The 14078-nt window shown below is 65.5% G+C and carries 9 protein-coding genes; 8 read left to right on the top strand and 1 reads right to left on the bottom strand.

Features of this window, described 5'->3' with window-relative positions; genetic code table 11:
* Window positions 1-8: 8 nt before the first annotated feature.
* The 4 genes from H6935_07650 to H6935_07635 all read left to right on the top strand — a co-directional run bounded on the left by H6935_07650 (window position 9) and on the right by H6935_07635 (window position 3137).
* Complete coding sequence (locus tag H6935_07650; protein MCP5278219.1) at window positions 9-374, top strand: hypothetical protein; 366 nt, start codon at window positions 9-11, stop codon at window positions 372-374.
* A gap of 4 nt (window positions 375-378) precedes the next feature.
* Window positions 379-1113 carry a hypothetical protein gene (locus tag H6935_07645; protein ID MCP5278218.1) on the top strand — a complete coding sequence of 245 codons (735 nt, stop codon included), beginning with the start codon at window positions 379-381 and terminating at the stop codon, window positions 1111-1113.
* Between the two features lie 164 nt (window positions 1114-1277).
* On the top strand, window positions 1278-2363 hold the full coding sequence (gene apbC / locus H6935_07640) for an iron-sulfur cluster carrier protein ApbC (protein MCP5278217.1): 1086 nt from the start codon (window positions 1278-1280) through the stop codon (window positions 2361-2363).
* Window positions 2364-2501: 138 nt separating this feature from the next.
* A complete protein-coding gene (locus H6935_07635; GenBank protein ID MCP5278216.1) occupies window positions 2502-3137 on the top strand; it encodes a response regulator transcription factor in 636 nt (211 codons plus the stop codon).
* Window positions 3138-3139: 2 nt separating this feature from the next.
* Here the strand turns inward: H6935_07635 and H6935_07630 are convergent, their stop codons facing one another.
* On the bottom strand, window positions 3140-4996 hold the full coding sequence (locus H6935_07630; protein MCP5278215.1) for a PAS domain S-box protein: 1857 nt from the start codon (window positions 4994-4996) through the stop codon (window positions 3140-3142).
* Window positions 4997-5304: 308 nt separating this feature from the next.
* On the opposite strand from H6935_07630, the gene H6935_07625 reads away from it, so the two are divergent.
* From H6935_07625 to H6935_07610, 4 genes are all read left to right on the top strand, one after another.
* Window positions 5305-6441, top strand: a complete 1137-nt coding sequence (locus H6935_07625) for a two-component system response regulator (GenBank protein MCP5278214.1) — start codon at window positions 5305-5307, stop codon at window positions 6439-6441.
* Window positions 6438-10472 carry a PAS domain S-box protein gene (locus H6935_07620; protein MCP5278213.1) on the top strand — a complete coding sequence of 1345 codons (4035 nt, stop codon included), beginning with the start codon at window positions 6438-6440 and terminating at the stop codon, window positions 10470-10472. Before H6935_07625 ends, H6935_07620 begins: the two co-directional genes overlap by 4 nt.
* 565 nt (window positions 10473-11037) lie before the next feature.
* Complete coding sequence (locus H6935_07615; protein MCP5278212.1) at window positions 11038-11604, top strand: dCTP deaminase; 567 nt, start codon at window positions 11038-11040, stop codon at window positions 11602-11604.
* A gap of 66 nt (window positions 11605-11670) precedes the next feature.
* The gene (locus tag H6935_07610) at window positions 11671-13923 is read left to right on the top strand and encodes an arginine/lysine/ornithine decarboxylase (GenBank protein ID MCP5278211.1); all 2253 of its coding nucleotides are present in this window, start codon (window positions 11671-11673) and stop codon (window positions 13921-13923) included.
* Window positions 13924-14078: the final 155 nt, after the last annotated feature.

Below are 14078 nucleotides of genomic sequence, written 5' to 3'. Positions count from 1 at the left end.
AGGGCGACATGGCCCTGGTTCCTAGGTCTCCCAGCCTGCCCGGTGACGCCGGCCAGTGGGGACGGGGTGAGCCGCTGTGGAAGATAGTGCCCAAGCGCGACGGAGCAGGAAGGGCCTATGCGGACTTCATGATGATGGCCCCAGGTCTCAAGGGGCGTTCCAGCCAGGAGATGGCCGTGGTGGCCCGGGTCATCCACGGGGTTCTGGCCCGTTTTGGCGAGGGCGTGGCCTTCGCCGATTTCAATGTGAATCTCAGGGTGTTATGGGTTTCCCTGCAGTGTCGGCCGGGGTTGATGTTCCGGGTGGTGGGTGCCTTGCGGGTGCACGTGCCGGAGTTGAAACTGGTGGCCCATCACCCAAATCAAGGGGGTTGATAGCATGAATAAATGGATCGCGGGGGCGGTGGGCTTCCTCGCTGGAGGTCAGGTCATGGCCCAGCAATTGCCGTGGCCGGTCAATACCATGCCCTACGTGCCCTACTGGGTGGTGCCGGCCCCCCTGCAGCCCATGCCGCCCCGTTTCCTGTCTCCCCAGCAGGTGCCTTTCCCCATGCCCTTCTGGTTCTGGTATGCCCCTGCCCCGGGTATCGTGACGCTGCCCGAGCTGAAGCACGCGTCCGATCAAATCCCGCCCCAGGTCCGGGATGTCCACAAATCAGAGGTTGCCAAGGAGGCGGCTTCCGGGCCGGCGGCCATGCAACTGGCAGCCCCGGCCCAGGTCACTCCGCCCCAGGTCACTCCGCCCCAGGAATCCCAGGTCCGGCCCGAAATGACAGTGCCAGACATGGCCGCCCGGGAGCCGGAACCCGCTGCGGAGAAACCGGTACCCGCTCCCCAAACGGAGACGCTGCAGGAGGTCCAGTCCGCGCCACAGCCCGAGGAGCAGCCCAGGGCCGAAATCAAGCCGGTTCCGTCCCCCGTGGCCGAGCAGCCCGAGGTGGCCAGGGAGACCAAGGTTTTGCACATGCCGGCCAAGGCACCCGTGCCCGGCCCCAAGGTCCAGGCCAGAAAGGCTCCCTCCACCCGATCCAGCGTCGTCGCCAGCAAGCCCAAGCCCGCCAAGAAGTCGCGCAAGTTATGCTGGAAAGATGGCCGTCTGGACGTCTGTGAGTGACGCTTCATTCCTACCCGTCCGGGTAGGGGGCAAGCCCGTATTATTTGAGTAAAATAGTCAACAATTAGCGGAATGGCTACATACGGGCTTGAAATCGGTGCAGCAGCCTTCATTTTGGCCTGTGAACGCCCCTCCATCCTGATTTTCCATTGTTGAGGTAAACCATGTCTGTGTCTGAACAACAGGTGCAAGCCGCCCTGAAAGAACTCATCGATCCCAATACCCAGAAGGATTTCATGGCCACCAAGTCCGTGAAGAACATCAAGGTGGACGGGGACAAGGTCACCCTGGACGTGGTGCTGCCCTATCCCGCCAAGATGGTTTCCAGCGAGATCAAGGCCATGGTGGAGGACAAAATAAAGGCCGCCACCGGCGCCACCGCCAACGCCAGCGTCACCTGGAAGGTGTTGGCCCACAGCGTGCAGAAGGGCGTGAAGCTGATCCCGGGCGTGAAGAACATCATCGCCGTGGCCTCCGGCAAGGGCGGCGTGGGCAAGTCCACCACCGCCGTGAACCTGGCCCTGGCCCTGGCCGCCGAGGGCGCCAAGGTGGGCATGCTGGATGCCGACATCTATGGCCCCTCCCAGCCCACCATGCTGGGCATCCACGGCCGCCCCGAATCCTCCGACGGCCAGAACCTGGAGCCCATGGTGGGCCATGGCCTGCAAGCCATGTCCATCGGCTTCCTCATCGACGTGGAGACCCCCATGGTGTGGCGTGGTCCCATGGTGACCCAGGCCCTGGAGCAGCTCCTCAACAACACCAAGTGGAGCGACCTGGACTACCTGGTGGTGGACCTGCCCCCGGGCACGGGCGACATCCAGCTGACCCTGGCCCAGCGGGTGCCCGTCACCGGCGCGGTCATCGTCACCACGCCCCAGGACATCGCCCTCATCGATGCGCGCAAGGGCTTGAAGATGTTCGAGAAGGTGGGCGTGCCCATCCTGGGTATCGTGGAAAACATGAGCCTCCACATCTGCTCCAACTGCGGCCACGAGGAGCGCATCTTCGGCGAGGGCGGCGGCGAGCGCATGTGCAAGGACTACGGCGTGGAGTTCCTGGGAGGCCTGCCCCTGGACATCCACATCCGTGAGGACGCGGATACCGGCAAGCCTTCCGTAGTGGCCGATCCCGAAAGCCGCATCGCCCAGATCTACCGCCAGATTGCCCGTCGCGTGGCGGTGAAGGTGGGCGACCTGGCCGTGGACCACAGCTCCAAGTTCCCCAGCATCGTGATTCAAAACAACTGACCGTTCCCGTCACGGGCTTGAAAAGGCGCCTTGCGGCGCCTTTTGTTTGCTCCCGGGAAGGTGGCTGACCCTGTTGAGATAACGGATCGACGGTAATATTCGGGGCACTACAGTTTGCTGAGCGCGATACTGCGGCGCATGACCTACAGCCTGCTCCTGATCGACGACCATCCGGCCTTGCGTACCGGTCTTCGCAGCCTGCTTTCCGGGGAGAGAGATATTTCGGTGATAACCGACCTCGCCAGTGGCGAAGAGGCTTATGCTTGGTATCGCACGAACCGGCCCGACGTGGTGGTGATGGATATTTCCATGGCAGGCTATGGCGGCCTGGAGGCGCTGCGCCACATCGTGCAGTTCGACCCCCAGGCGCGGGTGCTGGTCTACACGGTGCATGACTCCGAGATCATGCTGCACCGCGCCCTTGCCCTGGGTGCCCTGGGCTATGTCACCAAGGGCAGTTCCGTCGAGGCGCTGATTCAGGGCATCCGCGAGGTGGCGCGTGGACGGGGCTACGTCAGTCCGGACATGATCCACGGCATGGTGCGCAAGCAGGCCACGCGGGAGTCGACGCCCCTGGAGGAACTGGGCCATCGGGAATTCCAAATCCTGCTGCTCACCGCCCAGGGCAAGAGCGCGCTGGAATGCGCCCGCATTCTGAGCCTGAGCGAAAAGACCGTACGCAACCATCTCACCCGCATCAAGGCCAAGCTCAAGGTGGCGGACACCGCCGGGCTGACCCGCATGGCCATCCGCATGGGCGTTATCACACCCTGAGTTCAATCCGGAAGCGGCGTGTCCACGGCGATGCGCGTCCCCCGGCCCGGCCAGCTCCGGATATCCAGCGCCCCGCCCACCGCTCGGGCGCGCTCACGCATGGTCAACAGGCCATAGCCCGTCCCCGAACCCGTCGCCGCGATGCCCCGGCCGTCGTCGCGTACCACCAGGCACAAGAGGCGGCCGTCCGGCCCCGCGCGCACGCCGAGAAACATCCGGACATGGCGGGCCCGGGCATGTTGGGCGACATTGGTGAGGGCTTCCTGGGCGATGCGGAAGAGCTGGATGCGGACTTCCTCGGGACATGGCAGGCCAGCGCTGGTCAGCCGGGCGATGACGCGGATGTCCGGATTGCGCTGCGACCAGGTCGCCAGGTGGCCGAGCAGGGCATCGACCAGCCCGGTGCTGTCCAGCATGCGGGGGTGCAGGCCGTCCATCAGGCGGTGGGAGACGTCGTAGATGCGGCCCGCCGCCTCGACGATCGCGGCGGCGTCTTCACGGGTGCGGCCGACCTTCCGCCCGCCGCGGCGCTGGATCGCCCCGGCATGGGCGCGGATGGCGACGATCTCCTGGCTCAACTCGTCGTGCAGTTCCTTGGCCAGGGCGGTGCGCTCCCGCTCCTGGACTCGTAGCAACTCGCGGTTCAGGCGGGCAATCTCCTCCACCAGGGCGTCCTTCCTCGCCTCCATCGCCTTGCGCGCGCTGATGTCGATGTTGACGCCGAACATGCGTACCGGCTTGCCGTATGCATCGTACTCGACTGCCCCGCGGGCCAACACCCAGCACGACTCGCGGCCGGGCGGCAGCACCCGGAACTCCATGGCGAAGGGACGTTGCTCGGCCACCGCCGCGTCCAATTCACGTTCCGTACGCGCCAGGTCCTCGGCATGGACGCGGCGGGAGAAGGCGGCGTAGTCGCCGGGAAAATCCGCTTCCGTGTAGCCATAGAGCCGCAGCATCTCCGGCGACCAGGCGAGTTCCCCATTGGTCATGTCCCATTCCCATGTGCCGACATGGGCGGCCTCCTGGATCAGGCGCATGTGCACATGGGTGCCGTGCAGCGCCTGTTCCATGCGCTTGCGTTCGCCGATGTCACGGCCCACCGACTGGATCTCCCGGATGCGTCCCGTATCGTCGTACAGGGCGCGGTTGACGAACTCAATCCAGTGCAGCCTGCCATCGCCGGCATACACCCGGTTCTCGATGGTCACCACCGGATTGGCCGGCGAGAGTTCCGCCAGCCGGGCCTCGATCAAGGGCAGATCGTCCGCATGAGCCACGGGCTGCCAGCGCCGGCCCAGCAGTTCCCCGGCGGTCTTGCCGAAGAAACGGCAGTACACCTCATTGACAAAGGTGAAAGTGCCATCCGGCAGAAAACGGCTGATCACCTCAGTCTGGTCCTGCAGCACGCTGCGATGCTGTGTCTCGCTCTCCAGCAACGCAAGCTCCGCCAGCTTGCGCTGCGTCACGTCGGCGTGCACAACCACCACGCCGCCCACCGGTGTGCGCATCGGATTCACCATCAGGACGAACCAGCGCTGCCGCCCGGGGGAATGGCAGGTGTACTCCAGGCTGAAATCGGCAAGACGCCCATCCAGCACCGCCTGGATGCCCTCTGCCGCCTCCAGCGCGCCTTCCGAGGATTCACCACGCGCCGCCCGGCAGACCGCCAGGTAGTCCACACCTTCAGCGGAATGGGACATGGACAGATCCGCACCGTTATCCCGCGCGAACTGCCGCCAGGTGGTGTTGACTGCGGCGATCACCCCGGCCCGGTCGAGCACCGCCACATGCACGGGCACGGCGTCGAGCACGGCCTGGGCCAGGGATGTGGCATGTCGGGTTCGGCGGGTTGGCATGGGGCTGGCCTCCGGGGCAACAGTGCCATGGTAGGCGAGCAAGGTCGGGAAAAATACTCTTCATCTCCGGCGTGGCAGACCTCATGTGGATAAGCGCAGCGCAGCCACCGGGAAAGGGAGTTGCCTAGGATCAGCACCCTGGCGCGTCCGGGAAAAATTCCCGGCATCTTCGGGATGCCGGCCCTGCGTTCTGAAAAGTCCAAACCGATATACAGGTAAAGGGCAAGTCCCTTGAACCAGGTCTGGCGTCCGTCTGACCTGAACGAAGTATTTACGCGGGGGCAGCCTCAGCAGGCTGGGGGCAGGACATGAACGACTCATGCGCGGGATCATCTGCTCAGCGCACCACGACGATCCTCATCGTCGACGACAACCCGGAAAACCTGGCGGTGCTGAGTGAACTGCTGCACCCCGAATTCCAGGTGCGCGCCGCCAAGTCGGGCGAGCAGGCCCTGGCCCTGGCTGGTGTCGCGCCGCGACCGGACCTGATCCTGCTGGACGTGATGATGCCCGACATGGATGGCTTCACTGTCCTCGCGCACCTGCGCCGCGACGCGCGCGTGCGCGACATCCCGGTCCTCTTCCTCACCGCCCTGGACCGCCAGGAAGACCAGTTGCGCGGCTTTGATCTGGGCGCGGTGGACTACATCACCAAGCCTATCCTGCCACCCGTGGTGCTGGCGCGGGTACGGGCACAACTGGCGCTGAAGCGGTCGCGCGACCTGCTGCGCGACCAGAACGCCTGGCTGGAAACCGAGGTGGACCGGCGCATGCGGGAAAACGAACTGGTGCAGACCGTGGGCATCCGCGCCCTGGCCCATTTGGCGGAGACCCGCGACCCGGAGACCGGCAACCACATCCTGCGCACCCAGGGCTATGTGCGGCACCTGGCTGGCCTGCTGGCCGCACACCCGCGCTTCCGGGCCGACCTGGACGGGCAGTACATCGAACTGCTGGCCCGCTCCGCCCCCCTGCACGACATCGGCAAGGTGGGCATCCCCGACGCCATCCTGCTGAAACCCGGCCCGCTCACGCCCGAGGAATGGACGGTGATGCGCACCCATGCCCGGCTGGGCGCCGAGGCCATTGAACAGGCCGAGCGGGACGCAGTGACGCCGGTGGCCTTCCTCGGCCTGGCCAAGGAGATCGCCCGCTGGCACCACGAAAAATGGGACGGCACGGGCTATCCGGACGGCCTCGCCGGCGAGGCCATCCCGGTTTCCGCCCGCCTCATGGCCCTGGCCGACGTGTTCGACGCCCTCATTTCGCCGCGCGTCTACAAGTTGCCCATGACCTACCCGGAGGCGCGCGAAATCATCACGGCGGGGAGCGGCCAGCACTTTGATCCCGACGCGGCGGACACCTTCCTGGCCCACTTCGACACCTTCGTCGGCATCGCCGAGGCGTACCGCGATCCACCCGGCCGCCAGGTCACAGGCCCATGAACCCGCGCCCGCTCTCCGTCTATCTGAGCCGCCTGGTCTGGCTGGCCATGGCGCCCCTGTTGGCCCTGGCCGGCTGGCTGTCCTATGACGAAGTCGCCACCCAGAAGGCGAACCGGGCGCGGGAGGCCGGTAATTTCGCGCATAATTTCGCCAGGCATATCGACCAGCACCTGAACGCGCGCATCGATGCCCTGCGCATGCTGGCGGCCTCGCCCCTGGCCGACGACCCGAAAGCCTGGCCGGTGCTCTACCGCGAGGCCCAGGGCTTCCTGGCCGGCTTCGGCAACCATGTCGTGTTTGCCGACGCCCGGCGCAACATGCGGTTCAACACCCGCGTGCCGTTTGGTGCGCCTCTGCCCATGCTGCCGCAACCCGAGGGTCGCGCCGCCGCGCCCCTGGCCCTGGGGAGCGCGCGCCCGGCGGTGGGAGACGTGTTCGTGGGGCCGGTCGCGCGGCAGCCCATCGTGGCCATCGCCGTTCCCGGGGTGCGGGAGGGCCGGGCGCGGCACTTGGTGCTGGCCACCTTCGAAACCACCCACTTCCGCGAGCGGCTCGATCAGGCGGCCCTGCCTTCCGGCTGGTCGTTGGCCCTGCTCGACAGCACCGGCGCCGAGATCGCGCGGCGCGCGCCGCCCGGGTTCGATCCCGCGCGCGACGTGGACGCCGCCGACCGGTATGTGGCGCGGCTTACGGCGGCGCCCTGGTCGGTGGTGCTGGAGGTTCCGCGCGCGGCGAAACGGGCGCCGCTGCTGCATTCCGGCGCCTACCTGCTGGTCGCGCTGCTGCTCGCCACCCTGCTCGGCCGGGCGGCGGGGAGGCTGGCCGGGCGGCGCCTCGGCAAACAGATGGCGGGGCTGGCTTCGCCCTCGGAGAATGCCCCGCCCATTCACGTGACGGAGATCGCCGCCGTGAAACAACGCCTCGACGCGGCCATCCTGGGCCTGCGGGAAAGCGAGGCGCGCTTCCGGCACCTGTTCCATGAGGTGCCCGTGCCCATGGCCTATGTCGATGCGGCGGGCCTGATCGTCGACCGCAACCTGAGCTTCGACCACGTCTTCGGCTACGGTCATGACGAGCTGCGCACCTTGTCCGACTGGTGGCGACTGGCCTATCCCGACTCCGCGTACCGCGCCCAGGTGCAAGCCCTGTGGAATAGTGCCCTGGCGGCCGAGGCGCCCGTGCGGGGAGGCAACATCACGCCGCGCGAGTACCGGGTGGCCTGCCGGGACGGCTCTGAACGCATCATGCGGATATCTGGCATCGCCTTGGTCAGCGGGGTCCTCGCCGCGTTCAGCGACGTCACCGAACACAAGCAGGCCGAGCAGGCACAGGCCGAACTGCTCGAACAGCAAAAGCAGGCGCGCCTGGACGCGCTCCGCCTGATGGAGGAAGCCCAGGCCGCACGTGACCGCGCCGAGGCGGCCCGCGCCGCCCTGGCGGAATCGGAGGCCAATTTCCGCCTCCTGTCGGAAAACGCCATAGACTGCATATTCTGGATCGGCCCGGACGGCCGCTACCTCTATATCTCGCCGGCCTGCGAAAAGTTGACCGGCCATCCGCCGGAGTTCTTCATGGCGGACCCGGAGCGGATGCTGGAGTGCATCCATCCCGAGGATCGCGCGGCCTATCGGGATCACCTGGCCCGCGCCTCGGAAGAAGACAAGACGGAGCTGGAATGCCGGATCATCCACACCGACGGAACCACTCGCTGGATCGCCCATCACTGCAAGCCGATCTTTGCCGCGGACGGGACATTTCTCGGCCGGCGCGGTACCAACCGCGATATTACCGAGCGCCGGATCGCCGAGGATGAATTGCGCAAGCTTTCCCTGGCGGTGGCGCAGAGTCCGGAGAGCATCGTCATCACCGACCCCGACGGCTGTATCGAGTACGTCAACGACGCCTTCGTGCACACCAGCGGCTATCGCCGTGAGGAAATCCTGGGCCGCAACTCGCGCATCCTGCAATCCGGTCTGACGCCGCCGGAGAACTACGCGGCCCTGTGGGACGCGCTGAACCAGGCCCGGTCCTGGCATGGCGAGTTCATCAACCGGCGCAAGAACGGCGAGATTTTTTACGAGATCGCCACCATCTCCCCCATCCGCCAGCCGGACGGGCGCATCAGCCACTTCGTCGCGGTGAAGGAGGACATCACCGAGAAGAAACACATGGGCCAGGAACTGGACCGCCACCGCCACCACCTGGAGGAGCTGGTGGAAGAGCGTACCCGCCAGCTTGACGAGGCGCGTGCCGCCGCCGAGGCCGCAAACCAGGCCAAGAGTGCCTTTCTGGCCAACATGAGTCACGAGATCCGCACGCCCATGAATGCCATCATGGGCCTCTCCCACCTGCTGCGGCGCGACGGCGCCACACCCCACCAGGCGGAGCGGCTGGACAAGATCGACGCCGCCGCCGCGCACCTGCTCTCCATCATCAACGACATCCTCGACCTCTCCAGGATCGAGGCCGGCCGGGTGGAGCTGGAGCAGGCGGATTTCACCCTGTCCTCCCTGCTCGACCATGTCTGTTCCCTGATCGGCGAGGCGGCACGGACCAAGGGCCTGTCCGTCACCCTGGATACCGACTCGGTGCCGGGCTGGCTGCGCGGTGACGTCACTCGCCTGCGCCAGGCCCTGCTCAACTACGCCGGCAACGCGGTCAAGTTCACCGAGTCGGGGGGCATCGTCCTGCGCTCCAGACTGCTGGAAGAGGATGATGCCGGGCTGCTGATCCGCTTCGAGGTGGAGGACAGCGGTATCGGCATCGCGCCGGATGTGCTTGGTCGCCTGTTCCAGGCCTTCACCCAGGCCGACATCTCCACCACACGCCGCTTCGGAGGCACCGGCCTGGGTCTGGCCATCACCCGCCGCCTGGCCGGTATGATGGGCGGCGAGGCCGGAGTGGAGAGCTCACCGGGCCAGGGCAGCCGCTTCTGGTTCACCGCCCGGCTCGGACGCGGCCACGGCGTGCCCCTGGAAGAGACGCGGCCGGACACGAACGAGGTCGACGCCCACCTGCGCGCCCGCGCACCTGGCGCACGCCTGTTGCTGGTGGAGGACAACGCGGTCAATCGCGAGGTGGCCGTCGAATTGCTGAATGGTGTGGACCTGGCCGTGGATGTCGCCGAGGACGGCCAGGAAGCAGTGGAAAAGGCCAAGGCAACGCCCTATGACATCATTCTGATGGACGTCCAGATGCCGGTGATGGACGGTCTGGACGCCACCCGGGCAATCCGTGCCCTGCCCGGATGGGCTGACAAGCCGATCCTGGCGATGACCGCGAACGCCTTCGACGAGGACCGCAATGCCTGCCTCACCGCCGGGATGAACGATTTCGTCGCCAAGCCCGTGAATCCCGATGCGCTCTACGCCACCCTGCTGAAGTGGCTTCCGGACATGCCTCCTCAGGCGCCGGCATCGGGGTGGCGGGCGCCTGAGGAGGCGCCCGCCATGGTGCAGGCCGGCCCGCTGGAGGGCTTGCCAGGCCTGGAAATGGAAAAGGCGCTGCGCCCGGTGCGCGGAAACCGGGACCTCCTGCGCAACCTGCTGCACACCTTTTTCGACGTACACGCACAAGCCATGCCGTCGGTTCGCCAGGCGCTGGACGCGGATGAGCGCGAAACGGCGAGGCGGATCGCCCATGACATGAAGGGTTCGACGAGCTTGCTCGGCTTGACGGGTCTTCATGCGTTGGCGCTGGAGCTGGAAGCGGCCGTTCACGAGGGAAGGGACGAGCAGGCGAAATGCCTGGCCGATGAATTCGCAGCGGCACAGGAGACCCTGTCCCGCGTCTTTGCCACCCTGCCCGAGGAACCGAATACCGCGCCGGCCACGACGGCCAACGCGGACGCGCTCGACCGGCTTGAAATCTTGCTTGCAAGCCACGATGCCGAGGCGGTGCGCTTGGCGCGGGAATATGCGTCGGCCCTGGCACAAGCCCTGGGCGAGTCGGCCGCCACTTTCTCCCGCCAGCTGGCGTCGTTCGACTTCCCGGAGGCCCTCGCCACCCTGCGCGCGGCACGCGGGACTTAGCGCGGCGCATCTACCCCCGCCGCGCCGAAGAAGCCCTCGGGAGGGGCGGGGTACGTGAACTTCGCCCTCTCAATTGAGCTTCGCCCGGCTGACCTCCCTGGATATCCGGAAGTCGCCGCGCAGCAGCTCCGTGAACGCCGCCCAAGTGGAATGTATCAGGCCACGATGCCTGGCCAGGCCGAACAGCGCCCCGAGTCAGCCCAGCCCGCGAAGACGCGCCAGGGCGATCAGCGGGCTGGCATCGGCGACGGCCGCGCGATCCATGCTTCGGGGGTGTCCATGTCGCGGGCGGCTTCGTTTCGGCGCTACCATCGATGGCGGCAATACCCAGGCGGGAGATATGCCGCATGAAGGCCGGCGGGCTCATTTCATCTCATCCTCGCTCCCTAGGTGCCATTCCTCGCCTGCGGCGACGTCAGTGACGTGGGCACTATTGCTGACAGCATTGGTATTTTTCCGGGGAACGCCTTGTGCGGGGCGCGGACCGGCCCTATTGTTCGCGCTGTGTATTTTCTGCCGGCCACTGCCAGCATCGCCGTCCTTTCGAAACCTCCCGAGCACGACAATGAGCATCAAATCCGACAAGTGGATCCGCCGCATGGCGGCGGAACACAGCATGATCGAACCCTTCGAGCCCGGTCAGGTGAAGAGCGTCAACGGCAACAAGATTGTCTCCTACGGCACCTCCAGCTACGGCTACGACGTACGGTGTGCCGACGAATTCAAGCTGTTCACCAACATCAATTCCACCATCGTCGACCCCAAGCACTTCGACCCCAACTCCTTTGTCGAGGTGAAGGACGAGTTCTGCATCATCCCCCCCAACTCCTTTGCCCTGGCGCGTACGGTGGAGTACTTCCGCATCCCCCGGGATGTGCTGGTGGTGTGCCTGGGCAAGAGCACCTATGCCCGCTGCGGCATCATCGTCAACGTCACGCCCCTGGAGCCCGAGTGGGAAGGCCACGTGACCCTGGAGTTCTCCAACACCACCCCCCTGCCGGCCCGCATCTATGCCAACGAGGGTGTGGCCCAGATGCTGTTCTTCGAGAGCGACGAGCCCTGCGAGACCTCCTACCGGGACCGGGGCGGCAAGTACCAGGGCCAGACCGGCGTGACCCTGCCCAAGATTTAACAAACGCGGTCGCGCGGGCTTTCTATAATCCGCGCAATCTTTTTGCCTCCTTATTAGGAACAGGCCATGCGTTTCCATTTTCCGGTCATCATCATCGACGAGGACTTCCGTTCCGAGAATGCCTCCGGCCTGGGCATCCGCGCCCTGGCCAAGGCCCTGGAAGACGAGCGCATGGAGGTCCTGGGGGTGACAAGCTTCGGCGATCTGGCCTCCTTTGCCCAGCAGCAGAGCCGGGCCTCGGCCTTCATATTGTCGGTGGACGACGAGGAATTCGCCGGCGAGGAGGCGGAGTCCACGATTGCCGAGTTGCGCGCCTTCGTGGAAGAGATCCGCTTCCGCAACCGGGACATCCCCATCTTCCTCTATGGCGAGACCCGCACCTCCCGCCACATCCCCAACGACGTGCTGCGGGAACTGCACGGCTTCATCCATATGTACGAGGACACGCCGGAGTTCATCGCCCGCAACATCAAGCGGGAGGTGAATGCCTACCTGGACTCCCTGCCGCCCCCTTTCTTCCGCGCCCTGACCCACTACGCCGCGGACGGCTCCTATTCCTGGCATTGCCCCGGGCATTCCGGAGGCGTGGCCTTCCTGAAAAGCCCGGTGGGGCAGATGTTCCACCAGTTCTTCGGCGAGAACATGTTGCGGGCGGACGTGTGCAACGCCGTGGAGGAACTGGGCCAGTTGCTGGACCACACCGGCCCGGTGGCCGCCTCGGAGCGCAACGCGGCGCGCATCTTCAACTGCGACCACCTGTACTTCGTCACCAACGGCACGTCCACCTCCAACAAGATCGTCTGGCACGCCACCGTGGCTCCCAACGACGTGGTGGTGGTGGACCGCAACTGCCACAAGTCGGTGCTCCACGCCATCATCATGACCGGCGCCCTGCCCGTGTTCCTGATGCCTACCCGCAACCACTACGGCATCATCGGTCCCATCCCCAAGGCGGAGTTCGAGTGGTCCAACATCCAGAAGAAGATCGCCGCCCACCCGTTCATCAAGGACAAGGGCATCAAGCCCCGGGTGTTGACCATCACCCAATCCACCTACGACGGCATCATGTACAACGTGGAGGAGATCAAGCAGGAACTGGACGGCAGGATCGATACGCTGCATTTCGACGAGGCCTGGCTGCCCCACGCAGCCTTCCATGATTTCTACGGCGATTACCATGCCATTGGCGCCGACCGGCCCCGTTGCAGCGAGTCCATGGTGTTCTCCACCCAGTCCACCCATAAATTGCTGGCGGGTCTCTCCCAGGCCTCCCAGATCCTGGTGCAGGACGCCAAGGAGCACAAACTGGACCGGGACGTGTTCAACGAGGCCTTCCTCATGCACACATCCACCTCACCCCAGTACGCCATCATCGCCAGCTGCGACGTGGCGGCGGCCATGATGGAAGAGCCGGCGGGCACCGCACTGGTGGAGGAATCCATTGCCGAGGCCCTGGATTTCCGCCGCGCCATGCGCAAGGTGGGAACGGAACTGGGCCTGGACTGGTGGTTCAAGGTCTGGGGGCCAGCCGACCTGTCGGAGGAGGGGATCGAGGAGCGGGATGCATGGATGCTGAAGGCGGGAGAGGCCTGGCATGGTTTCGGCGACCTGGCCCCGGGCTTCAACCTGCTGGACCCCATCAAGGCCACCATCATCACCCCCGGCCTCAACATGGCGGGGGACTTCGCCGAGGACATTGGCATTCCCGCCGCCGTGGTGACCAAGTACCTGGCGGAGCATGGCGTCATTGTGGAGAAGACCGGCCTGTATTCCTTCTTCATCATGTTCACCATCGGCATCACCAAGGGCCGCTGGAACACCATGGTCACGGAGTTGCAGCAGTTCAAGGACGACTACGATCGCAACCAGCCCCTTTGGCGGGTCATGCCCGAGTTCGTGGCCAAGCATCCCCTTTACGAGCGGGTGGGGCTGAAAGACCTGTGCAGCCAGATCCATGCCATCTACAAGGCCAACGACGTGGCCCGCCTCACCACCGAGATGTATCTCTCCGAGATGGCACCCGCCATGAAGCCCGCCGATGCCTTTGCCAAGATGGCCCACAAGGAGATCGAGCGTGTGGAAATCGACCACCTGGAAGGGCGCATCACCTCCATCCTGCTGACGCCCTATCCGCCGGGAATTCCCCTGCTGATCCCCGGCGAGCGTTTCAACGCCACCATCGTGCGCTATCTCCAGTTCACCCGGGAGTTCAACGAACGGTTCCCCGGCTTCGAGACGGATGTGCACGGCCTGGTGAAGGGTCGGGAAAATGGCAAGGACGGCGGCAAGACCCGTTATTACGTCGATTGCGTTGCATAATGCAGGTGCAAGTTACAAGGTCGGCGCTGCGCGCCTGCAAGATGCAAGGCGCCGAGTTGGATTGCCTTGGAACTGTCTTGCTATCCGCCTGATTATTAAATAGAATTCCGCCCCTCTCCGAGCCCGCCCGGACTGAACCCGGCGGGCTTGGTTTT

The organism is Thiobacillus sp. (assembly GCA_024235835.1).
Lineage (GTDB): Bacteria > Pseudomonadota > Gammaproteobacteria > Burkholderiales > Thiobacillaceae > PFJX01.
This window is presented reverse-complemented; position numbering and strand designations above follow the sequence as displayed.